General features: G+C 62.8%; 21 protein-coding genes and 2 pseudogenes. 16 read left to right on the top strand and 7 right to left on the bottom strand.

Annotation, left to right across the window (positions count from 1 at the left end):
• Window positions 1-66: 66 nt before the first annotated feature.
• On the bottom strand, window positions 67-852 hold the full coding sequence (locus tag MRY17_RS14485) for a sulfite exporter TauE/SafE family protein (RefSeq protein ID WP_181282764.1): 786 nt from the start codon (window positions 850-852) through the stop codon (window positions 67-69).
• A 192-nt stretch (window positions 853-1,044) separates the two neighbouring features.
• Here MRY17_RS14485 and MRY17_RS14490 point away from each other — a divergent pair, with 192 nt between their 5' ends.
• From MRY17_RS14490 to MRY17_RS14500, 3 genes are all read left to right on the top strand, one after another.
• Window positions 1,045-1,566 (top strand): DUF3455 domain-containing protein, encoded by a 522-nt coding sequence (locus MRY17_RS14490; RefSeq protein WP_243352367.1) that lies wholly within the window; start codon window positions 1,045-1,047, stop codon window positions 1,564-1,566.
• Between the two features lie 85 nt (window positions 1,567-1,651).
• Complete coding sequence (locus tag MRY17_RS14495) at window positions 1,652-2,182, top strand: sigma-70 family RNA polymerase sigma factor (RefSeq protein ID WP_181282762.1); 531 nt, start codon at window positions 1,652-1,654, stop codon at window positions 2,180-2,182.
• Window positions 2,179-2,853 carry an anti-sigma factor gene (locus MRY17_RS14500; RefSeq protein WP_243352368.1) on the top strand — a complete coding sequence of 225 codons (675 nt, stop codon included), beginning with the start codon at window positions 2,179-2,181 and terminating at the stop codon, window positions 2,851-2,853. The genes MRY17_RS14495 and MRY17_RS14500 overlap by 4 nt, the downstream gene beginning before the upstream one ends.
• On the opposite strand, the gene MRY17_RS14505 is transcribed toward MRY17_RS14500, so the two are convergent.
• The gene (locus MRY17_RS14505) at window positions 2,854-4,155 is read right to left on the bottom strand and encodes an ATP-binding protein (protein ID WP_057722191.1); all 1,302 of its coding nucleotides are present in this window, start codon (window positions 4,153-4,155) and stop codon (window positions 2,854-2,856) included.
• A 3-nt stretch (window positions 4,156-4,158) separates the two neighbouring features.
• A complete protein-coding gene (locus MRY17_RS14510; protein WP_124358253.1) occupies window positions 4,159-4,860 on the bottom strand; it encodes a response regulator transcription factor in 702 nt (233 codons plus the stop codon).
• 289 nt (window positions 4,861-5,149) lie between these two features.
• Here MRY17_RS14510 and MRY17_RS14515 point away from each other — a divergent pair, with 289 nt between their 5' ends.
• From MRY17_RS14515 to MRY17_RS14555, 9 genes and pseudogenes are all read left to right on the top strand, one after another.
• Complete coding sequence (locus MRY17_RS14515; protein WP_191951797.1) at window positions 5,150-6,292, top strand: efflux RND transporter periplasmic adaptor subunit; 1,143 nt, start codon at window positions 5,150-5,152, stop codon at window positions 6,290-6,292.
• Window positions 6,293-6,298: 6 nt separating this feature from the next.
• A pseudogene (locus MRY17_RS14520) lies at window positions 6,299-6,922 on the top strand (efflux RND transporter permease subunit); the annotation flags it as partial.
• A pseudogene (locus MRY17_RS14525) lies at window positions 6,919-7,608 on the top strand (helix-turn-helix domain-containing protein); the annotation flags it as partial. The pseudogenes MRY17_RS14520 and MRY17_RS14525, both read left to right, overlap by 4 nt.
• 51 nt (window positions 7,609-7,659) lie before the next feature.
• Entirely contained in the window at window positions 7,660-8,247 is a 588-nt protein-coding gene (locus MRY17_RS14530; protein ID WP_181282756.1) for a LysE family translocator, read from the top strand.
• A gap of 107 nt (window positions 8,248-8,354) precedes the next feature.
• On the top strand, window positions 8,355-9,416 hold the full coding sequence (locus MRY17_RS14535; RefSeq protein ID WP_181282755.1) for a LacI family DNA-binding transcriptional regulator: 1,062 nt from the start codon (window positions 8,355-8,357) through the stop codon (window positions 9,414-9,416).
• 84 nt (window positions 9,417-9,500) lie between these two features.
• The gene (locus tag MRY17_RS14540) at window positions 9,501-10,283 is read left to right on the top strand and encodes a sugar phosphate isomerase/epimerase family protein (protein WP_181282754.1); all 783 of its coding nucleotides are present in this window, start codon (window positions 9,501-9,503) and stop codon (window positions 10,281-10,283) included.
• Window positions 10,276-11,217, top strand: a complete 942-nt coding sequence (locus tag MRY17_RS14545) for a sugar kinase (protein WP_181282753.1) — start codon at window positions 10,276-10,278, stop codon at window positions 11,215-11,217. The genes MRY17_RS14540 and MRY17_RS14545 overlap by 8 nt, the downstream gene beginning before the upstream one ends.
• Before the next feature lie 45 nt (window positions 11,218-11,262).
• Entirely contained in the window at window positions 11,263-12,561 is a 1,299-nt protein-coding gene (locus tag MRY17_RS14550) for an MFS transporter (protein ID WP_181282752.1), read from the top strand.
• Window positions 12,558-13,535 (top strand): 2-hydroxyacid dehydrogenase, encoded by a 978-nt coding sequence (locus MRY17_RS14555; RefSeq protein ID WP_191956903.1) that lies wholly within the window; start codon window positions 12,558-12,560, stop codon window positions 13,533-13,535. The genes MRY17_RS14550 and MRY17_RS14555 overlap by 4 nt, the downstream gene beginning before the upstream one ends.
• A gap of 630 nt (window positions 13,536-14,165) precedes the next feature.
• Here MRY17_RS14555 and MRY17_RS14560 read toward each other — a convergent pair.
• The gene (locus MRY17_RS14560; protein ID WP_181283718.1) at window positions 14,166-15,791 is read right to left on the bottom strand and encodes a methyl-accepting chemotaxis protein; all 1,626 of its coding nucleotides are present in this window, start codon (window positions 15,789-15,791) and stop codon (window positions 14,166-14,168) included.
• A 232-nt stretch (window positions 15,792-16,023) separates the two neighbouring features.
• Here MRY17_RS14560 and MRY17_RS14565 point away from each other — a divergent pair, with 232 nt between their 5' ends.
• Both MRY17_RS14565 and MRY17_RS14570 read left to right on the top strand, forming a co-directional pair.
• Window positions 16,024-17,454, top strand: a complete 1,431-nt coding sequence (locus tag MRY17_RS14565) for a nucleobase:cation symporter-2 family protein (protein WP_191951804.1) — start codon at window positions 16,024-16,026, stop codon at window positions 17,452-17,454.
• 12 nt (window positions 17,455-17,466) lie between these two features.
• Window positions 17,467-17,928 carry an LEA type 2 family protein gene (locus tag MRY17_RS14570; protein ID WP_243352369.1) on the top strand — a complete coding sequence of 154 codons (462 nt, stop codon included), beginning with the start codon at window positions 17,467-17,469 and terminating at the stop codon, window positions 17,926-17,928.
• 476 nt (window positions 17,929-18,404) lie between these two features.
• Here MRY17_RS14570 and MRY17_RS14575 read toward each other — a convergent pair whose 3' ends face one another.
• Window positions 18,405-19,331 carry a carbon-nitrogen hydrolase family protein gene (locus MRY17_RS14575; RefSeq protein WP_243352370.1) on the bottom strand — a complete coding sequence of 309 codons (927 nt, stop codon included), beginning with the start codon at window positions 19,329-19,331 and terminating at the stop codon, window positions 18,405-18,407.
• A gap of 91 nt (window positions 19,332-19,422) precedes the next feature.
• Here MRY17_RS14575 and MRY17_RS14580 point away from each other — a divergent pair, with 91 nt between their 5' ends.
• Complete coding sequence (locus tag MRY17_RS14580) at window positions 19,423-20,322, top strand: LysR family transcriptional regulator (RefSeq protein ID WP_181283601.1); 900 nt, start codon at window positions 19,423-19,425, stop codon at window positions 20,320-20,322.
• Here MRY17_RS14580 and MRY17_RS14585 read toward each other — a convergent pair.
• Complete coding sequence (locus MRY17_RS14585; RefSeq protein WP_003190904.1) at window positions 20,315-20,569, bottom strand: hypothetical protein; 255 nt, start codon at window positions 20,567-20,569, stop codon at window positions 20,315-20,317. The two genes, MRY17_RS14580 and MRY17_RS14585, sit on opposite strands and share 8 nt — an antisense overlap.
• Window positions 20,570-20,732: 163 nt before the next feature.
• Here MRY17_RS14585 and MRY17_RS14590 point away from each other — a divergent pair, with 163 nt between their 5' ends.
• Entirely contained in the window at window positions 20,733-21,053 is a 321-nt protein-coding gene (locus MRY17_RS14590) for a DUF883 family protein (RefSeq protein ID WP_124358238.1), read from the top strand.
• Window positions 21,054-21,085: 32 nt separating this feature from the next.
• Here the strand turns inward: MRY17_RS14590 and MRY17_RS14595 are convergent, their stop codons facing one another.
• Complete coding sequence (locus MRY17_RS14595) at window positions 21,086-22,117, bottom strand: Ldh family oxidoreductase (protein ID WP_243352371.1); 1,032 nt, start codon at window positions 22,115-22,117, stop codon at window positions 21,086-21,088.
• Window positions 22,118-22,276: the final 159 nt, after the last annotated feature.

Raw genomic sequence — 22,276 nt, forward strand, 5'->3', positions numbered from 1 at the left:
AGATAGCAATAGGCCACTGGCCCGCCACGGGGAGCAAAGCCGCTCCCACACTGGACCGCGTCCATCCTAGAACGCCAGCTTGTAGCCCACCGCCATCAACATCACCGCCAGACACGGACGCAGCACACCGTCCGGAATCCTGCCAGTCATGTGACTGCCCAGATAAATACCCGGCAGCGAGCCCATCAGCAGAAAACCCAACAGATGCCAATCCATATTGCCCATGCTCGCATGGCCCAGCCCCGCCACCAGCGTCAGCGGCACAGCATGGGCGATCTCGGTGCCCACCAAGCGGCGCGTGGCGAGAAACGGATACAGGATAAACAGCGCCACGGTCCCCAGCGCGCCGGCGCCGATCGACGTCAGCGCCACCATGGTGCCGAGCACCGCGCCCGTCACCACGGTCAGCGCATTCAGATTGCGCGGGCGCATATGGTAGTCGTCGCCGGCATGGCGCTGGGCGAACGCCAGCAAGCGTTGCTTGAATAGGATCGCCAGGGCCGTCAGCAGCAACACCACGCCCAGCGCCTGCTTGATCACTGCATTCATCGCGCTGGGGTCAGTGTGCAGGCTGGCGAGGAACCACAGAGTCAGCAATACCGCCGGCACGCTGCCCAGGGTAAGCCAGCCAGTGATGGTCCAGTCGATGTTCCTGTTCTTGCTGTGCACCAGCACCCCACCGGACTTGGTGATGGCGGCATACAACAAGTCAGTACCCACGGCGGTGGCCGGATTGATGCCGAACCACAACAGGATCGGCGTCATCAGCGAGCCTCCACCGACGCCCGTCATGCCCACGATAAAACCTACAATGAGGCCGGCAACCACGAAACCCACATTACCCACATCCATTACAGCTACCTGCGGCCTTATAAATTTCTGGCCGCAGGATAGCGATTTTTCTTATAACCACTTATATCAATATGATCTGACTTTATGCATTTTTTAAATCTCGATTTTTTTTGCACGACTCTGCATCCAATCGGTGTGCCTCCTGCGTAGTAGTCGATGTAACCCCGCTGTTCTACCCAATGGAGAAACACCATGCACGTTAAAGCGCTGCTTTGCTTGACCGGTTTGCTCATCGCCGCACCGTCCGCCTTTGCACAGACCGGTGTGCCCGACGGCATCAAGGTGCCGGATGGCCACAAGGTGACGATGGAAACCACAGGTGTCGGCGAAATCACCTATGAATGCCGCGACAAGGCCAACGCCGCTGGCCAGACCGAATGGACCTTCGTCGGCCCCAAAGCAGTGCTCAACGACCGTAGCGGCAAGGCCGTGGGCAGTTACTTCGGCCCGCCCGCCACCTGGCAGGCCCAGGACGGCTCAAAGATCACCGGCACGCAATTGGCCGTGGCACCGTCGAGCCCGGGCAACCTGCCCTATCAGTTGGTCAAGGCCAATCCGGCCGAGGGCAAGGGTGCGATGAGCGGCGTGACTTATGTACAGCGGGTTGCGCTCAAGGGCGGAGTCGCACCCGGCACACCATGCGCCGCCTCGAACAAGGGCCAGCAGGAAAAGGTCAAGTACCAGTCCGATTACATCTTCTGGACAGCCAACTGAGCAAACTCGGCTACGCTGGCCATGCAGGAGCGAGCGTTCGCTCCTGCACAGGACGGTCGTTCACTCAGTAGCAGGAAGTGTTGGTTTGGCTGAAATCACCTTTGATTACGAAATGTGCCTGTTGGCCTGCGCCCGTGGCGATCACCGCGCCCTGCACCAGCTCTATGAGCATGACAGCAGCCGCTTGCTCGGCGTGGCGCTGCGGATCACTCGGAACAAGGCGCAGGCTGAAGACATCGTGCATGACGCTTTCATCAAAATCTGGCACGGCGCGCGCAGTTTTGATCCCGGTCGAGGCTCTGCACGCGGTTGGGTATTCAGCGTGACTCGGCATCTGGCCCTGGATGGCGTGCGCAATGCCGGGCGCGTGGTGCCGCTGGATGATCAGTACGAGCCACTGGCTGAACCGGCCGATAGCTTTGAATTCGCCGCGCGCGCCGGGCAGATCCACACCTGCCTGGAGCGACTCGACCCGGCCCGCCGCAGTTGCCTCCTGCATGCCTATGTGGACGGCTATTCCCATAACGAAATCGCGCAGAAACTGGGCACGCCTCTGGGCACCGTCAAAGCCTGGATCAAACGCAGCCTTGCCGCTTTGCGGGAGTGCATGGCATGAACGACACACTAGATGAGCTGGCCGGTGAATACGTGCTGGGCACCCTGCCCGCCGAACAGCGCAGCGAAGTCCGGCAACGTCTAAAGCACGATGCAGCACTGCGCGCAGCAGTGGACGCCTGGGAGCAACGCCTGTTGCCCCTGACGGCGCTGGCGCAACCGGTGCGCCCTTCCGCGCAGTTATGGCGGCGTATCGAACGCCGTCTCGCAGCACCGCACAAAGGCGTGGCGTGGTGGGATTGGCTGTCGCTCTGGCGCGGCCTGGCCGCCGCGGGGTTGATGGCAACCGTGGTCCTGAGCGCGCTGCTGCTGATACGCCCGCCCATGGCCGAACCCAGCTTTTTGGTGGTGCTGATGGCGCCGCAAAGCCAGGCCCCTGGTTGGGTGATCCAGGCCAGCGATAACCAGCGGATCCAGTTGATTCCGCTGGGTGTGATGCAGGTGCCGGCCGACAAGGCCCTGCAATTCTGGACCAAGGCCGATGGCTGGCAGGGACCGGTGTCCCTGGGGCTGGTCAAGCCGGGGCAGACATTGTCGGTGCCCCTGGACAAGCTCCCGCCGCTGGCGCCGAATCAGCTGTTCGAACTGACGCTGGAAGACCCGAGCGGCTCTCCCACCGGCAAACCGACCGGGCCGATCCAGGCCATCGGCCGCGCGGTCAAGGTGCTGTGATCAATCGGCGGTAGGCAACCACACGCGAAACCGCGCGCCGCCCAGCGGTGACGCTTCGGCGGTCAAGGTGCCGCCCTGGGCTTCCAGGGCGCGTCGGCTGATCGCCAGGCCCAGGCCGAAACCACCGGTGGCGCGGTCGCGGCTGCGGTCCAGGCGATAGAACGGCTCGAAGATGCGTTCGCGCTGGTCCGGCGGGATGCCGATGCCGTCATCATCCACGCGGATTTCACAGCCTTTGGGGCAGACCTTGACGCCGACCTGGATGCGCTTGTCGCAGTATCGCGTGGCGTTGCGCAACAGGTTCTGCAGGGCGCGGGCGGTCAGGCGCGGATCAAGGCTGAAGCGCTCCAGCGCGCAGTCGAGCGCCACATCGATAACGATATCGGGGTTTTCCAGTTCATCGTCGACACTGCCCAATACGCTGTCGATGAATTCATCCAGCACCACCTCCACGCGCTCGGGCAACTGCGCCGGGTTTTGCAGGCGGCTGTAGGAGAGCAATTCCAGCACCAGCTCATCCAGTTCACGAATATGCGCCACCAGGCTGTGCAGACGTTCGCGGCTGGCTGCGGGCAAATCTTCCGACAGCGCCAGGGCCAGGCCGAAATCCAGGCGGGTCAGCGGTGTGCGCAGTTCGTGGGACACCGCGTTGAGCAGGTCGCGCTGCTGGTTCAACAGGTGCTCGATATCATTGGCCATGGTGTCGAATACCGCCGCCAGGCTGCCGATGCTGGAACTCGGCGCAATCTGCGTGCGTTCGCCCAGGTTGCCCTTGCCCAACTGCGCGGCGGTGCTTTTCAGGCGCTCCAGGTCGCGCCAGTGGGGGCGCAACCATACCAGCAGGCAGGCCAGCAGCGCAGCGCCGACCAGCACGTTCATCGACCAGTACAGCAGGTTCATGTCCAGCGGGTCCGGCGGGATGATCAGCTTGACCGCGAACTGCTCGTTGATCGGCGAGCTGACTTCCTCCATCCAGCCCCACTCGCCCAGGCGGATCACCGGCTTGCCCTGCTCCAGCAATTGCTCCTCGGCCGGTGTGTAGCGCGCATCCTGACGCAGCAGCAATTGCACCTTCAACGGCGCGAAGTCGCGGCTCAGTTGCTCGGTGACCTGCGACCAGCGCTCCACCGGCGCGCGCAGGTATTGCTTGACGATGAGTCTTTGCTGGCCACGGGACTGTTCGACGTTGTAGGCCATATAGCGGTGTTCGAACAGCTGGATCACCAGCTTGGGGATCAGGTAAATCGCCGCGCTGTAGGTGACGATGGTGATCAGGTAGAGGCGCAGCAGGACACGGAACATGGCTCAGCATTCCCACTCGGAACGGCTGAACAGGTAGCCCTTGCCCCACACCGTCTTGATCTTGCGCGCTTCACCGGCGTGGTCGTCGAACTTGCGGCGCAGCTTGGAGATGGCCACGTCCACCGAACGGTCGGTGCCGTTGAACTCGATGCCGCGCAGACGCTGCAGGATCTGGTCGCGACTGAGCACTTCACCGGCATGCCGCGCCAGCACCACCAGCAGGTTGTACTCGCCGCTGGACAGCTCCACCGCCTGCTCGCGCCAGGTCACGGTGCGCTCGGACAGGTCGATGCACAGGTTGCCCATGATGATACGGTCGCTGGCCACCTGCGGCTCCGACAGGCTGCTGCGGCGCAGCAAGGTGCGCACACGGGCGAGCAGCACGCGAGGCTCACAGGGTTTGGTCACATAATCGTCGGCGCCCATTTCCAGGCCCAGGACCTGATCGTGGCTGTCGTCACGGGCCGTGAGCATCAGGATCGGCAGGCCCGCCGAGTCCGCACGCAGCAGGCGGCACACCTGAAGGCCGTCGAGGCCGGGCAGCATCAGGTCGAGGATCACCAGGTCCGGCGGGTTCAGCCGCGCCCGTTCACGGACCAGGTCGCCACGGCTGAGCACGCTGACGTGGTAGCCATTGCGCTCCAGGTAGCTGGCAATCAACTCTGAGAGTGCGGCGTCGTCTTCCACCAGGAGGATGTTGGGCATGAAGGTGTTTCCAGAAAATACAGTGAAGTGTCGTACACAAATCCTATGTGGGAGGGGGCTTGCCCCCGATAGCGGTGTGTCAGCTAATCAAAAGTCCACTGGCACCCTGTCATCGGGGGCAAGCCCCCTCCCACATTTGATCTTCATTGCAAGCAAGGTTGTGCAAGGATATACGCCCTCAGCGCCCCGCGCGCCGACCCTTACATTTCTTCACACACGACCTACACAGCTTCACAGCACCACGGCGCAGGTGACCTTAGGATGCGCCAGTCAATATTGGGATAAGAGCATGTCGAAGAATCTGTTTGCGCCGTTTTGCCTGCTGGCCCTCACATTGGCGCTGGGCGCGTGTGACCAGTCCACAGCCGAGGCGCCCCAAATGCCCCTGGCCAAAGTGCGCATCGAGACGCTGCAGGCCAAGCCGCTGTCTATCACCAGCGAATTGAGCGGGCGCATCGCTGCGCCGCGCATTGCCGAAGTGCGCGCACGGGTGGCCGGGGTGGTGATGCAACGCGTGTTCAATGAAGGCCATGACGTGAAACAGGGCGACGTGCTGTTTCGCATCGACCCGGCGCCCTTCAAGGCCGACCTGGACAGCGCCCAGGCCAACCTGAGCAAGGCCGAGGCCAATGCATTCCAGGCGCGCCTGCAGGAGCAGCGCTACAGCCAGTTGGTAGAAGGCAACGCCATCAGCGGCCAGGAATACGACAACGCCCGCGCCGCCCTGCGCCAGACCAACGCCGAAGTCGCCGCCAACAAGGCCGCCGTCGAGCGCGCCAGGTTGAACCTGGGCTACGCCACCGTGACCGCACCGATTTCCGGGCGCATCGGCCGCGCCCTGGTGACCGAAGGTGCGCTGGTCGGCCAGAACGAAGCCACCCCGCTGGCGATCATCCAGCAACTGGACCCGATCCACGCCGACCTGACGCAGTCGACCCGCGAGCTCAATGACCTGCGCCGTGCCTTCCGTGCCGGCAGTCTGAAGCAGGTCGGCCAGGACCAGGCCAAGGCCACCCTGATCCAGGATGACGGCAGCCTGTACCCGTTGCCGGGCAAGTTGCTGTTCGCCGAGATCAGCGTCGATCCGGGCACCGGGCAGATCATTCTGCGCAGCGAGTTTCCCAACCCGGACCTCGACCTGCTGCCCGGCAGCTTTGTACGGGTACGCCTGGAACAGGCGGTCGACAGGCAAGGCCTGAGCGTGCCGCAACGCGCGATCACCCGCGACAGCGCCGGCATCCCCATGGTGCTGGTGCTGGACGGCGAGCAGACCGTGCGCCAGCAGCCGGTTGAGCTGGGCGCGGTGATCGAGGATCGCTGGATCGTCAGCAGCGGCCTCAAGCCCGGTGACCGCATTGTCGTCGAGGGCCTGCAACATGCACGCCCCGGCGAAAAAGTTGAAGTGGACGACAGCCCGCTCGTAAAGGAATAACCCGCCATGCCGCAGTTCTTTATCGACCGCCCGATTTTCGCCTGGGTGGTGGCCTTGTTCATTTTGCTGGCCGGCTTCCTGGCGATCCCGCAATTGCCGGTGGCCCAATACCCCAACGTCGCGCCGCCCAAGGTGGAAATCTACGCGGTGTACCCTGGCGCTTCGGCCCAGACCCTGGATGAAAGCGTGGTCAGCCTGATCGAGCAGGAGCTCAATGGCGCCGATCACCTGCTGTATTTCGAGTCCCAGAGCAGCCTGGGTTCGGCGACCATTACCGCCACCTTCCAACCGGGCACCAACCCGGAAATGGCCCAGGTGGATGTGCAAAACCGTCTCAAGGCGGTGGAGCCGCGCCTGCCGCAAGCGGTGACGCAACAAGGCTTGCAGGTGGAGAAAGTCTCGGCCGGTTTCCTGCTGCTGGTGACGCTGACGTCCAACGACGGCAAGCTTGATGACGTGGCGCTCAGCGATTACCTGGCGCGCAACGTGATGAACGAACTCAAGCGCCTGGACGGGGTAGGCAAGGCCCAGCTGTATGGCGCCGAGCGCGCCATGCGCATCTGGATCGACCCGCAGAAGCTGATCGGCTTCAACCTCACGCCGGCCGACGTGAATGCCGCAATCAGTGCCGGCGCACGCGCCACAACAGCGTGCCCGGCCAGGTGTTCCTGGTGGAACCCGGTGAGTTACACGACGGCGATGCGCCCACCCCGGACGGCTTCACCTATCACATGCTCTACCTCGACCCGCACTGGTTGGCGCGTGAAGTGAGTGCGGTGTTCGAAGAGGCGCCGCTCGACAGCCAGTTGAGTTTCGCCAGCACCTTGACCAGCGATCAGCGCCTGGCCCTGGCCACCAGCCAGGCCTTCCAGACCCTGCACAGCGGCGAGCTGCGCATCGTGCGGCAACGCGCCATGGACCAATTGCTGGAGCGGCTCACCGGCCAACTCTACTGGCGCACCCGCTACCGCGAAGACCCGCGCTTGCCGCAAGTGGCGCACAAGGCCCGGGAATACCTGCATGCCCACCTGCACGTCGATGTCGGCATGGACGAACTGGCCCTGGCCTGCGGTGTCGACCGCTTCCGCCTCAGTCGCGCCTTCAAGAGCGCGTTCGGCCTGCCGCCTCACGCCTACCTGGTGCAACTGCGCCTGGCCCGCGCTCGGCATTTGCTGGCCAGGGGCGAGCAACCGGCGGATGTGGCGACTGCCCTGGGTTTTGCCGACCAGAGCCACCTGGGCCGCTGGTTTGTACGCGCCTACGGCCTCACGCCCGCCGCGTACCGCAAGCGTTGCTCAAATCTTCCAGACAGGTAGCGTGCAGGCTGGTGAAGATGGACTCCACCGATTGTTTTTGGAGTTCCTGTCATGTTGGCGTTTATCGTGTTCGCCTTTGTTGCCTCTATCACCCCCGGCCCCACCAATATCCTGGTGCTGAGCAATAGCGCACGCTATGGCTTCAGAGCCGCGCTGCCGATCATTTTCGGTGCTTGCGCCGGGGCTGCCGGCCTTGTGTTGCTGGTGGGGACCGGGTTCGGCCAGTCCCTGGTGCAATTGCCCAAAATACAGACCGCCATGCAATGGATCGGCGTCGCCTGGCTGACTTACCTGGCCTGGCAAATCTTCAGCGCGCCCGCCCAAGCCATCGAAGTGGGCACCGTCGAAAAGCCCCTTGGCCTGATCGGCGCCGCCGCGCTGCAATTGATCAATCCCAAAACCTGGATGATGGCCCTGGCAGTCGTGAGCGTATTTGCCGGCAACGGTGAGGAGCGCCAGAGCCAGGTAATGGCCCTGTCCCTGGTTTTTTTCCTGATCTCCCTGCCCTGCCTTGGTACGTGGGCACTGCTCGGCATCGGATCGTCACGGGTGTTTCGTTCAGCCAGGGCCATGCAGCGCTTCAACCGGGGCATGGCCTTGTTGCTGCTGGTCGCGACCTGGCTGGGTGTGATGGTGTAGACGCCGGCTATCTGACTTTGTCCTACAACAACTTGACGACTTTCCTCATTTGATGGTTTCCTGAAACCGGTTTCAGCGATTCCAATAAAAATAGAAGGTCGATCACCGTGAACAACTTTTCTGCCGCCCAGCGCAGCCGCGTGACCATGCTTGATGTCGCCGAGCGCGCCGGTGTCTCCAAAGCCAGCGTGTCGCGTTTTATCGGCGACGACCGCGCCCTGCTCTCCGACGCCATCGCCCTGCGGATCGAGCAGGCGATCGCTGAACTCGGCTACCGCCCCAACCAGATGGCCCGCGGTCTCAAACGCGGGCGCACGCGCCTGATCGGCATGCTGGTGGCCGATATTCGCAACCCCTACTCCATTGCCGTGATGCACGGCGTCGAAACCGCCTGCCGCCAGCACGGCTACAGCCTGGTGGTGTGCAATACCGACCGCGATGACGAGCAGGAGCGCCAGCACCTGGCGGCACTGCGTTCGTACAACATCGAAGGGCTGATCGTGAACACCCTCGGCCATCACCTCGACCAACTGCTGGAACTGCAACGGGAAATGCCCCTGGTGCTGGTGGATCGCAAGGTCGAGCCGCTGCACAGCGACCTGGTGGGCCTGGACAATCCAGCGGCGGTGCGCATGGCGGTGGAGCACCTGGAGCAACAGGGTTACCGCAACCTGTTGCTGGTGAGCGAAGCCACCGATGGCACCAGTTCACGCCTGGAGCGCCTGGACAGTTTCAATGCCGAAATCGCCCGGCGCCCGGGCTTGACCGGTGCCGTGGTTGAACTCGATGGCGCGCTGGAAAGCCGCCTGCAAGTCTTTCTGACCAAGCCCGGCCCCAAGGCGCTGTTTTGCGCCAACGGTGTTGCCGCGCTGGCCTGTACACGGGCGCTCAAGGCATTGGGCTGCGAGCTGTTCGATGATGTGGGCCTGATCGCCCTGGATGACCTGGACTGGTACCCACTGGTGGGCAACGGCATCACCGCCCTCGCCCAGCCCACCGAGGCGATTGGCGCCACCGCGTTCGACTGCCTGCTCAAGCGCTTGCGCGGCGACACAGCTCCCACCCGTACCCTCGATTTCCTGCCCCAACTGATCATTCGCGGCTCTACCCAACTCCCTGTGGGAGGGAGCTTGCCCCCGATTGCGGCATGTCAGTCAGCTTATCTGTAGCTGACCCACCGCTATCGGGGGCAAGCCCCCTCCCACATTTTGTTCTGCGCATAAAAATGAAACCGGTTTCAGAGGTAAACAACAATGCATGAATACCCCGTCTCCATCAGCCTTTCCAGCTACGGCGCCGAGCTGGTCCGCCAGCAGGGCCAATTGAGTTTTGTCACGCTGCTGAGCGCCGCCGGTGCCCGGCGCATCGAATGGCGTGAAGAACTGCTCACCACCGAACAGCCCGACACGCTGGCCCGGGCCGCCGCCGAGCAAGGCCTGGAGTCGGTGTTTTCCTCCCCCCTGGAACTCTGGGTGGCCGGCCGTGCCCAGCCCAATCCAGACCTCGCCGCCACCCTCGACCGAGCCCAGGCCTTTGGCTCGGGCTGGCTGAAAGTTTCCCTGGGTTACTTCACCGACACCAACGACCTGGAGAGCCTGCAAGCGCTGCTCGATCGCCATGCGGTCAAGCTGCTGGTGGAAAACGACCAGACCCTGCACGGCGGCCGGATCGAGCCGATGCAACGCTTCTTCACCGAGGTCGAACGCCTGGGCCTGCCGGTCAGGATGACCTTCGACATCGGCAACTGGCAGTGGCAGGACCAGTCCGCCCTTACCGCCGCGCGCCTGCTGGGCCGACATGTGGACTACCTGCACTGCAAGGCCGTCGCCCGTCGCCCGGATGGCAAGCTGGTGGCCCTGCCGCCCGGCGCCACCGACCTGCATCTGTGGGAACAACTGCTCACGCACATGACTCAAGGTATTACCCGGGCGGTGGAATTTCCGCTGCAGGGCGATGACCTGGTCGACGTCACCGCGCAACAGGTCGCTACCCTCGCCCGCCTGGGCCAACCCCGCGTGGAGAATGCCCATGTCTGAGATCGATATCCTGTCGTTTGGCGAGACCATGGCGATGTTTGTCGCCGAGCAGACCGGCGATCTGGCCCAGGTTAGTCAGTTTCACAAACGCATTGCGGGCGCCGACAGTAATGTCGCGATTGGCCTGTCGCGCCTGGGCTTCAATGTCGCGTGGCTGAGCCGGGTGGGTAACGACTCCCTCGGGCGCTTCGTGGTCGACACCCTGGCCAACGAAGGCCTGGACTGCCGCCATGTAACCGTCGACCCGCTGCACCCCACTGGCTTTCAGCTCAAGTCCCGCGAAGAATCCGGCGCCGATCCCCAGGTGGAGTATTTCCGCAAAGGCTCGGCCGCCAGCCATTTGTCGATGGCGGACATCAGCCCGGCACTGCTGCAGGCGCGCCATCTGCATGCCACCGGGATTCCGCCGGCATTGTCGGAGGCCACCGGCCAATTGTCGGTGGAATTGATGAAACAGATGCGCAAGGCCGGGCGCAGCGTGTCCTTCGACCCGAACCTGCGCCCCTCCCTGTGGGCCAGCCAGGCGCGGATGATCCGCGAAATCAACGCCCTGGCCGGCCTGGCGGACTGGGTATTGCCGGGCCTCAGCGAAGGCCGCCTGCTCACTGGCTTCGATGACCCGGCTGATATCGCCGCGTTCTACCTTGACCAGGGCGCCGAAGCCGTGGCGATCAAGCTCGGGCCCGATGGCGCCTACTACCGCACCCAGATGGACCAGGGCTTTGTCGCCGCCGTGCGCGTCGACAAGGTGGTCGACACCGTGGGCGCCGGCGATGGTTTTGCCGTGGGCATGATCAGCGCCCTTCTGGAAAACGCCAGCTTTCCCGAGGCGGTACAACGCGGCAACTGGATCGGCAGCCGCGCCGTCCAGAGTCGCGGCGATATGGAAGGGTTGCCCACCCGTGCCGAATTACCCAACCGATCCGTTGCTTGACCCACTACCTGTTGCCACAACTACAACAAGCTCAGGAGCCACCTTATGGAAACCGTGAAACTCGCCACCCGTCGTTGGTGGTACATCATGCCCATCGTGTTTATCACTTACAGCCTGGCCTACCTGGACCGCGCCAACTATGGTTTCGCCGCAGCCTCCGGTATGGCCGAAGACCTGATGATCACGCCCGGCATGTCGTCCCTGCTCGGCGCGCTGTTTTTCCTTGGCTACTTTTTCTTCCAGGTGCCGGGGGCGATCTACGCGCAGAAGCGCAGCGTCAAGAAGCTGATTTTCGTCAGCCTGATCCTGTGGGGCGGCCTGGCCACTCTGACGGGCGTCGTGTCCAACGCCTACATGCTGATCGTGATTCGCTTCATGCTCGGGGTGGTCGAAGCGGCGGTAATGCCGGCGATGCTGGTGTACCTGTGTCACTGGTTCACCCGCGCCGAACGCTCGCGGGCCAACACCTTTCTGATCCTCGGCAACCCGGTGACCATGCTGTGGATGTCGGTGGTCTCGGGCTACCTGGTGCAGCATTTCAGCTGGCGCTGGATGTTCATCATCGAGGGCTTGCCAGCGGTGCTGTGGGCGTTTATCTGGTGGAAGCTGGCCGATGAACGTCCCAAGGACGCCAAGTGGCTGAGCGACAGCGAAAAGCAAAGCCTGGAAAGTGCCCTGGCCGCCGAACAGGTCGGTATCAAGGCGGTGAAGAACTATGCCGAAGCGTTCCGCTCGCCCAAAGTGATCATCCTCGCGCTGCAGTTCTTCTGCTGGAGCATTGGCGTGTATGGCTTCGTATTGTGGCTGCCATCGATCCTCAAGGCCGGGCTGCAAATGGACATGGTCGAGGCCGGCTGGCTCTCGGCGCTGCCCTACCTTGCCGCCGTGATCGGCATGCTGGTGGTCTCGTGGGGCTCGGACAAGCTGCAAAAGCGTAAACGCTTCGTGTGGCCGCCGCTGTTGATTGCCTCGATTGCCTTTTACGCCTCTTACGCGCTCGGCGCGGAACACTTCTGGTGGTCCTACACCCTGCTGGTGATTGCCGGCGCGTGCATGTATGCGCCGTATGGCCCGTTCTTCGCCATCGTCCCGGAAATCCTCCCGGCCAACGTCGCCGGTGGCGCCATGGCGCTGATCAACAGCATGGGCGCGCTGGGTTCGTTCGGCGGCTCCTACCTGGTGGGCTACCTCAATAGCAGCACCGGTTCGCCCGGCGCCTCGTACCTGCTGATGAGCGGTGCATTGCTGCTGTCGGTGGTGCTGACGATTTTCCTCAAGCCCGGCGCCAGCGACCGTGTACGCGCGCCGATGCCTACCCTCGAGTTGAAGGTGAAAGCTCAATGAAAAAGTCTGTGGTTCTCTATAAAAAACTCTCTGCGCCGTTGATGGCGCGCCTGCATGAGCAGGCCGATGTGACGCTGATCGACGCGCTGGACGAGACCGGCCTTACCCAACTGCGCGACGCCCTGCCCGGCGCCCACGGGCTGCTCGGCGCCAGCCTGCGCCTGGATGCCGGGCTGCTCGACCTGGCGCCGAAGCTGGAGGCGGTGGCGAGCGTCTCAGTAGGTGTCGACAACTACGATATCGACTACCTCACCCAGCGCGGCATCCTGCTCAGCAATACGCCGGACGTGCTCACCGAAACCACCGCCGACACCGGCTTTGCGCTGATCCTGGCGACCGCCCGGCGCGTGGTGGAACTGGCCGATATGGTGCGCGCCGGTCAATGGAGCAAGAACATCGGCCCGGCACACTTTGGCAGCGATGTGCACGGCAAGACCCTGGGCATCATCGGCATGGGACGTATCGGCGAAGCCCTGGCCCAACGCGGGCACTTTGGCTTCGGTATGCCGGTGATCTACCACAGCCATTCACCCAAGCCTGCGGTAGAAGCCCGCTTTGGCGCGCAGTACCGCAGCCTGCACGATTTGCTCAAGGAGGCGGACTTTGTCTGCCTGACTTTGCCGCTCACCGCCGAGACCGAGAAGTTGATCGGTGCCGAGGAGTTCGCGCTGATGGGGCCGGAGACGATCTTTATCAACATCTCACGGGGCAAGGTGGTGGACGAAGCAGCGCTGGTGGAGGCGTTGCAACAACGCACCATTCGCGCGGCCGGCCTGGATGTGTTCGAGAAAGAACCGCTCGATCACGCGTCCCCGCTGCTGCGCTTGAACAACGTGGTGGCCACACCGCATATCGGCTCCGCGACCCATGAGACGCGGGAGGCGATGGCCAGGTGTGCGGTGGATAATCTGTTGCAGGCGTTGGCCGGAGAGCGGCCACAGAATCTGGTGAACGCAGACGCCTGGAAACAATAGCGCCCTGACAACAGGGTTCAAATGTGGGAGGGGCGGTGCGACGATTCGACTTGCCCCCGATGGCGGCCTCTGGGCCGACCAGGATTTTGTGTCGATCCCGGCCCAAATGTGGGAGGGGGCTTGCCCCCGATAGCGGCCTTAGGGCTGGCCGGGATGTTGGATTGGGTTGAGTACATATCCGTTTCTGCGGTAACGGCTGCTATGGGTTCCGCTTTTACAGCGGCTCACTTTTGAAAAGCGCAAAAGTAAGCAAAACGCTCTTGCCCCACCACTCGGCACCTCGCTTGGGCTCGGTGTGCCCTCTCTCCGGCTTGAATCCGTGGGCCGCCGCAATGGGCCATCCATGGCCCAGTGCGGCTAACCCGGCGTCCTGCCGGGTTGCCCACGGATTCAAGCCTGCGTTCGGCCAGCGTGGTTTAACGGGGCGCCTGAGATCAAAAGCAGATCAAGAGCAAGAGCGACTCGCTTCGCATCGTGGTTACGGTTGGCGCTACTGAGTTGTGTAGACAGCCGCGGACTAAATGTGGGAGGGGGCTTGCCCCCGATGGCGGTGTGTCAGCTACAACAGAGCTAACTGACCCACCGCCATCGGGGGCAAGCCCCCTCCCACATTTGAACCGTATTTCAGATTTAGATAACGAACTTGGCCACCATCGCGTTCAGATCCACCGCCAAGCGCGACAACTCATGACTGGCCGCGCTGGTCTGGTTGGCGCCCGCCGCCGATTGCGTCGCCAGGTCACGGATGTTGACCAGGTTGCGGTCCACCTCGCGCGATACCTGAGCCTGCTCTTCGGATGCGCTGGCGATCACCAGGTTGCGTTCGTTGATCAGGCTGATCGACTGGGTGATCTGCTCCAGCGCCACACCGGCGGCGCGGGCCATCTCCAGGGTGCTCTGGGTACGCTGGTTGCTCTGCTGCATCGATTGCACCGCTTCACCGGTGCCGTTCTGGATACCGGCAACCATTTTTTCGATTTCCTGGGTCGACTGGGCCGTACGATGGGCCAATGCCCGCACTTCGTCCGCCACCACCGCAAAGCCGCGCCCGGCTTCACCGGCGCGTGCGGCTTCGATCGCGGCGTTGAGCGCCAGCAGGTTGGTCTGCTCCGCAATCGCGCGGATCACGTCGAGTACCTTGCCGATGTCGCGCCCTTGCGCCGCCAGACCCTCGATCATGGCCGCGGTGTTTTGCACGTCCTGGGTCATGGTCTGGATCGCCCCGACCGTCTCCACTACCCGGTCGCGGCCTTCCCGCGCGGCCTGGTTGGATTGGCCGGAGGCTTCGGACGTGGACACCGCATTGCGCGCCACCTCCTCCACCGCAGCCGTCATTTCATTGACCGCCGTGGCCGCCTGGTCGATTTCATTGTTCTGTTGCTGCAGGCCTTTGGAGGCTTCCTCGGTGACTGCGCTCAGCTCTTCGGCAGCCGACGCCAACTGCGTGGCCGAGCCTGCAATGTGCTGGATGGTCTGGCGCAGGTTGGTTTGCATGCTCGCCAGGGCACTGAGCAAGCGCGCCGGTTCGTCCTTGCCGTCGTCCTCGATCGCTGTCGTCAGATTGCCGTTGGCGATGCTTTCAGCCGCTTGCACGGCCTTGCGCAACGGCGTGACGATGCTGCGGGTCAGCAGCCAGGCCAGCAACACCGTCAGCAACGCAGCGGCGACCGACACCACGATGACGCCGGTAATGGCGGCCTCGTAACTGTGTTCGGCCTGGGTATCGGCAGCCTTGGCGCCGGCGGCGTTGAGGGCGATCAGTTTGTTCAACTGCTCGCCCATCTGGTCGGTGCCTTCCTTGATGCGGCTGTTGATCAAGGCGCGCGTTTCATCGACCTTGTCTTGCCTGGACAGCGCGATCATGTCGGCCTGGGCCTTGACGTAGTTATCCAGGGTGGTCGCAAATGCCTTGTACAGCACCGCCTCCTCGGCCCCTGCCGGCAAGGCGGCGTATTGGGTCTGCGCCGCCCTGACCTTGTCGACCAGCACGCCGATGCGGGTTTCGGCTTCCTGCAGGGCGGCCGGCTCACGGTTGACCAGCACGCGAAAGGACAGGATACGCATGCGCAGCACGTTTTCCGTCATATGCCCCAGGTACGTCACGCTGGGCAACTGATTGGTGCTCATATCCAGCGAAGCCTGGCGCATCAGGGTCATGCGGTTGACCGCAAACACCCCCAGAATGACCACCAGGACTGCGATAAAGGCGAACCCTAGAAAGGCGCGAGGGGCAATATTCAAATGACGGAGGGACATAAGGGGGACTCTCAGAAGTGATGTTGCCAGCGTCTGCCGCGAATCGATCCGTCAGCGCCAACGCACTGCCCAGACCTTGGCCGCCCGTTTTAGAATGGTTAGGTGGGCCTATACGGGGTATCGGCTGATGTCGAAGTTTTATGCAGGGCGCTTTATAAATAATTTATTACACTTCTGACGACTGGCCGTTTCTGGCATCCTGCGCCTCCATTTTCCGACCCGAGCCCTCATTTTGTCTGACGCTCAAGCCCCCCGCCCGCGCTATAAATCCGACCTGATATACGGCCTGGAAGACCGTCCGCACTTCACGGCGGCACTATTTGCCGCCTTGCAGCACGTGCTGGCGAGCTTTGTCGGCATCATCACCCCGACGCTGATCGTCGGTGGCGTGCTGGGCCTGGAGAGCGAAGTGCCGTATCTGGTGAGCATGGCGTTGTTCGTCTCGGGGCTCGGCACCTTCGTGCAGGCGCGCACGTTCGGCCCCATCGGCTCGGGCCTGTTATGCCTGCAGGGCACCAGTTTTTCCTTTATCAGTGTGATTCTCAGCGCCGGCTTCATGGTCAAGGCGCGGGGCGGCGGTACCGATGAAATCCTTTCAACGATCTTTGGCATCTGTTTTTTCGCAGCGTTTATCGAAGTGGTGCTCAGCCAGTTCATCGGCAAGCTGCGCAAGCTGATCACCCCGGTGGTGACCGGGACCATCATCACCTTGATGGGCTTGTCGCTGATCAAGGTGGCGGTGACCGACATGGCCGGCGGTTTCGGCGCCGGCGATCTGGGCGCTGCGAGCAATATGGGCCTGGCGGCGCTGGTGCTGCTGACCATCGTGGTGCTCAACCGCTTCGACAACCCGTTCCTGCGCCTGGGTTCGATCGTGATCGGCCTGACCCTGGGCTTTGTCGTGGCCTGGTGGCTGGGGCGTGTCGACATGAGCGCCCTGCCCCAGGTGCCGCTGATCAGCGTGCCGGTGCCGTTCAAGTACGGCTTCTCGTTCGACTGGGTGGCGTTTATCCCGGTGGCGGTGATCTTCCTGATTTCGCCGCTCGAAGCCGCCGGTGACTTGACCGCCAACTCGATGATTTCCCAGCAGCCGGTCAAGGGACCGCTGTATATCAAGCGCATCAAGTCCGGCCTGCTCGCCGACGGCCTCAACTCCGCGATGGCGGCCACCTTCAACAGCCTGCCGATGGTGACGTTTGCCCAGAACAACGGCGTGATCCAACTGACCGGCGTGGCCAGCCGCTACGTGGCCTACTTCATCGCCGGCCTGCTGGTGCTGCTGGGGCTGTTCCCGATGATCGGCGCGGTGCTGCAACTGATGCCCAAGCCGGTGCTGGGCGGTGCGACCCTGATCATGTTCGGCACCGTGGCCGTGGCCGGCATCAAGATCCTCGCCGAAGCCGGGCTGCATCGGCGCAACGTACTGATCGTGGCGATTTCCTTAGGCATGGGCCTGGGCGTTGCCGCCGTGCCCGAAGTGCTGCGCGACTTGCCCAAGGCGCTGCACAACATCTTCGAGTCGCCGATTACCGTGGGGGCGTTCTGTGCCATCCTGCTGAACATTTTCCTGCCCGAAGAGTTCATAGAGTTGGAAGAAGATGAATTCGATCCGGAGTCCTCGACCCTCAAGGTCATGCAGGACCCGGACGTCACCAAACGCTAGAGGCTCTTTCAGATGCGCAAACTCATGGTTCTATCGCTGTTGTTGCTGACCTTGAGCGCCTGCGCGCTGTTCCCCAACCGCGATCCGGTCAACATCAACGTGGTCGGCATCGAACCGCTGCAAAGCCAGGACCTGGAAGTGCGCTTCGCCGTCAAGCTGCGGGTGCAGAACCCCAATGAAACGGCGATCGACTACAACGGCGTGGCCCTGGACCTGGAGGTCAATGGCCGGCCACTGGCGTCAGGGGTCAGTGATCAGACAGGCAGCATCCCGCGTTTCTCCGAGACGGTACTGATGGTGCCGGTGAGTGTTTCGGCGTTTTCGGTGTTGCGCCAGACCCTGGGCCTGAGCCAGACCCAGAGCCTGAATAACCTGCCGTATGTGCTGCGCGGCAAGCTGGCGGGCGGGGTGTTCGGGACGATGCGTTTTGTGGAACATGGCACGCTGGATTTGCCCAACACCGCCACCTGGTGAACGACGGGCAACAAACGCTGAAGATCAAATGTGGGAGGGGCTTGCCCCCGATGAGCATAGGTATCTACACAACTCTGTAGCGGCCAACGCTAACCACGATGCGCAGCGAGTCGCTCTTGATCTTGATCTGGCTTTTGATCTTAGGCGCCCCGTTAAACCACGCTGGCCGAACGCAGGCTTGAATCCGTGGGCAACCCGGCAGGACGCCGGGTTAGCCGCACTGGGCCATGGATGGCCCATTGCGGCGGCCTACGGATTCAAGCCTGCGTTCGGGCACACCGAGCCTAAGCGAGGTGCCGAGTGGTGGGGCAAGAGCGTTTTGCTTACTTTTGCGCTTTTCAAAAGTGAGCCGCTGTAAAAGCGGAACCCATAGCAGCCGTTACCGCAGAAACGGATATGTACTCGGTCTGATCCAACATCCTGGTCGGCCCTGAGGCCGCCATCGGGGGCAAGCCCCCCCACACTTTTAACCGCGTTCAGTCAGTGATATAGCGCACACCCGGCCTGGCGCGCTCGTCCACCGTCAACTCAAAAATATCCGGCCTGGCGTAGTGCCCCACTACGTCATAGTCATAGCGTGCCCGCACCAACTCATCGGTATCAATCCGCGCCGTCAACAGCCCCGTTTCACCCACAAGCGGCCCGGCAAGAATGTCGCCCATCGGCCCGACGATCACGCTGCCACCGGCGATCAACGGACGATCCGCCGGCCAATTGGCAACGTCCACGCCCAACGCCTCGGGCGAGGCCTGCACCTGGCAGGCGCTCACCACAAAGCAGCGCCCTTCATGAGCCACGTGGCGCATGCTCACCTGCCACATCTCGCGCTCGTCCACGGTCGGCGCGCACCATACCTGCACGCCCTTGGCATACATGGCCGTGCGCAGCAGCGGCATCATGTTTTCCCAGCACACCGCGCCGCCGATGCGCCCTACCGCCGTGTCGACCACCGGTAACGTGGAGCCATCACCCTTGCCCCAGATCAGCCGTTCGGTGCCGGTGGGCATCAGCTTGCGGTGCTTGGCCACGAGCCCGCCCGTGGGCTCGAAATACAGCACGGTGCAATACAAAGTGCTGCCACTGCGCTCGATCACGCCGAGCACCAGGCTGGCGCCGGTGCGCGCGGATAACCCGGCCAGTGCGTCAGTCTCGACGCCGGGTACATCGATAGCATTGGCAAAATAGCGCGCAAAGGCTTCACGACCCTCGGGCAGGCGATACCCCAATTGAGTACCGAACCCTTCACCTTTGGGATAGCCGCCCAGCAGCGCCTCAGGCATTACCACCAATTGCGCGCCGCTGCGCTGGATTTCGCCCTCGTAGGCGAGGATCTGTTCGAGGGTCTCGGCCTTGCCGCCCGGCAGCGAGCCAATTTGTAAAGCAGCCACGGTAGAAACGGACATCACAGTCACTCCAAGTCAGGGGGGTTGCCCATTCTCCGACCAGGGCCGATCATGAATAAAGCCCACCTCAGTGCTAAATGATATGAGCCAGATGAATATCGCCCAGGTTGACCTGAACCTGCTCAAAACCTTCGAAGCCCTGCATGACGAGTCCAGCGCCAGCCGCGCGGCGTTGCGCCTGGGCGTCACCCAATCGGCAATCAGCGCCGGTCTGCGGCGGTTGCGCGAGCTGTACGACGATCAGTTGTTTGTGCGTACGGGACGTGGCCTGGCACCGACGACGCGCGCCAATCAATTGAAACCGCTGATCAGCGAAGCGCTGGACCGTTGTCGGCAAAGCCTGGCGATGATCCACCCGCAGAGCCCGAATTATCAAGGCCGCTCCGTGGTGCTGGGGCTGTCGGATGACTTCGAGATTGCCTATGGCCGTCGTCTGATGGACAGCGTCGCGCAGCGCCTGCCGAAGTTGCGGGTGATTTTCCGCCAGACCCACAGCCAGATTGTCGCCGACGCCCTGCTCGACCGCAGCCTGGACCTGGCCATCAGCGCCGGCGGTTTTGCCGAGCGGCGCCTGAGCCGGCAAGTGCTCGGCGAAGGTGACTACCGCTGCCTGGTGGACCCGGACAGCCTGGCGCCCAGCCAGCAACACATCGACCTGACGGAGTTCGTCGCGCGCGAGCATGTGCTGGTGTCGTCCGGCGGGTTTATCGGCATTACCGATGAGGGCTTGGCGGCGCACGGCTTGAGCCGCCAGGTGTGTGCGTCCACCAGCCACTTTGCCGCCGTGGCATTCCTGCTCAAGGGCAGCACGGCGGTGGCGACGATTCCCGGGCATGCCGCCGATGCCATCGCCGGCCTGACCGGCTTGCGCGTTCTGCCCTGCCCGCTGGCATTGCCGCGCTATCCGGTGGAGCTGGGCTGGCGTACCCAGGCCCAGCTTGACCCCTTGTTGTTGAAGGTGCGTGAGGTGATCCAGGCCTGCTTTACTTAGCGGCGGCCATCAGTTTGTTGACCTCACTGCGCACCATGTTGGAGAACTCCGGCGGCGACATGCCGTCAAGTTCGGCACGCACCCATTCGGCCCATTTGCCCTTGCGCTTGGCGCGCTCGCCGAACAACCGGGCGGCTTCGCCCTTGGCCTTGCCCAGGTTGGTTTGCCACAGGTCGTAGAGACGGGACTTTTCATCTTCCAGCTCGGCGCGTTCGGCGAGGGTCTTGTTGGCGAGATTGAAGCTCATGGTGAATTACCTGCTGCACAAATAAAGGACATCTTACACTGTAGGTCCAAAGGACCCGATTTGGATTTTGCCGCAAATGGACGGCCAGCAAAATAACTGCAACTTTTGCCGGCGCCCGACACTCCATTGTTCACTGCCACATTCACTTTGCAAGGAGTCACACATGGCCCGCAAAACCGCCGCTCAATCCGTCGAAGAACAAATCAAGGATCAAGCCTTCAGCGAACTGACTTCGCTGATCGAAGAATCCGACAAACTGCTCAAGAGCAGCGCGTCCCTGGTGGGCGAGGAAGGTGAAACCCTGCGTGAGCAGGTTGCCATCAAACTCAAGCAAGCCCTGGACTCGGTGTCCAATGTACGTGAGCGCAGCAAGCCGGTGGTAGACGCCACCGAAACCTACATCGGTGGTCACCCTTGGCAGACCGTGGCCATTTCCGCAGGCTTTGGCCTGGTGGTAGGCCTGCTGCTCGGTCGTCGTAACTGATCAGTCAGGGCTGCGCCAAGGTGCAGCCCTGTTCAACCGGCAGCCCACTCTTGAAGCTGCCGTAGATCCTGCGCCCCAAGTTCTATCCCTGTTTCCTGCGACTTCGCCCGTGCGCGATGGCGCCTATCTCCCGGCAACCGCCGCAACCCGGCCGCATGCATCTGCCGCACCAGTTCCTGGCTGCGCTCGGCAAAGCTTTGCCCGGCCGTTTTGCTCGGGTCGATCACAATCAGTAACTGGCCGGTCCAGGGCGTACGCGCGCCCGGGTGGTCAGTCCAATCGAATTCGAATGAAAAATTGCCGCCGGTCAACGCCGCCGCCAGCAACTCGACCATCATCGACAACGCCGAGCCCTTGTGCCCGCCAAACGGCAACAGCGCGCCGCCTTCAAGAATCGCCTTCGGGTCCTGGGTGGGCTGGCCCAGGCTGTCCACGCCCATGCCGGGCGGCAGGCGTTCACCCTTGCGCGCAGCGATCTGCACATCGCCATGGGCGATGGCACTGGTGGCCAGGTCGAACACGATCGGTGCGCCATTGGCCTGGGGCGCAGCAAAGGCGATGGGGTTGGTGCCAAAAAGTGGCCGGTCGGCACCATGGGGTACCACGCACGTCATGCTGTTGACCACACTGAGCGCCACCAGTCCCTCTTCGGCAAAGGGCTCGACATCCGGCCACAGCGCGGCAAAGTGATGGGAGTTATGGATTGCCAGCAACGCAATACCGGCGCTGCGAGCCTTGCTCACCAACAACCCACGCGCCGCCGCCAGGGCCGGCTGGGCAAAACCATTGCCGGCATCGACCCGTACGAAGCCTGACGCCACATCGCTGACCGTGGGCACGGCCGCTCCATCGACCCAGCCGCTGGCCAGGGTCGACAGATAACCCGGGATGCGAAAGATACCGTGGCTGTGGGCGCCATCACGTTCGGCGCTCGCGCAGTTCTGTGCAAGGATCTTCGCCACTTCCGGCGAGGTGCCGTGCCGGACGAAAATCTGTTGGAGCAGCCCCACCAACTCAATGAAGCTGATGAAGGCTGGGGCAACTGTCGGAGACTGCGCAGACATTTGAAGCTCCGTTTTTATGATTGGAAGGGGGCAACGAATGGACATCCAGACCGTCGATTAAACACCACCCACAGCGCTCACTGTCAACTGACGGCGTGACTCAATAGTTAGCCCCCGCCCACCACGGCTGCCTGCCTACCCTGTGTGTCCCTATTCACG

This window comes from Pseudomonas orientalis, from assembly GCF_022807995.1.
Classification (GTDB): Bacteria; Pseudomonadota; Gammaproteobacteria; order Pseudomonadales; family Pseudomonadaceae; genus Aquipseudomonas; species Aquipseudomonas orientalis_B.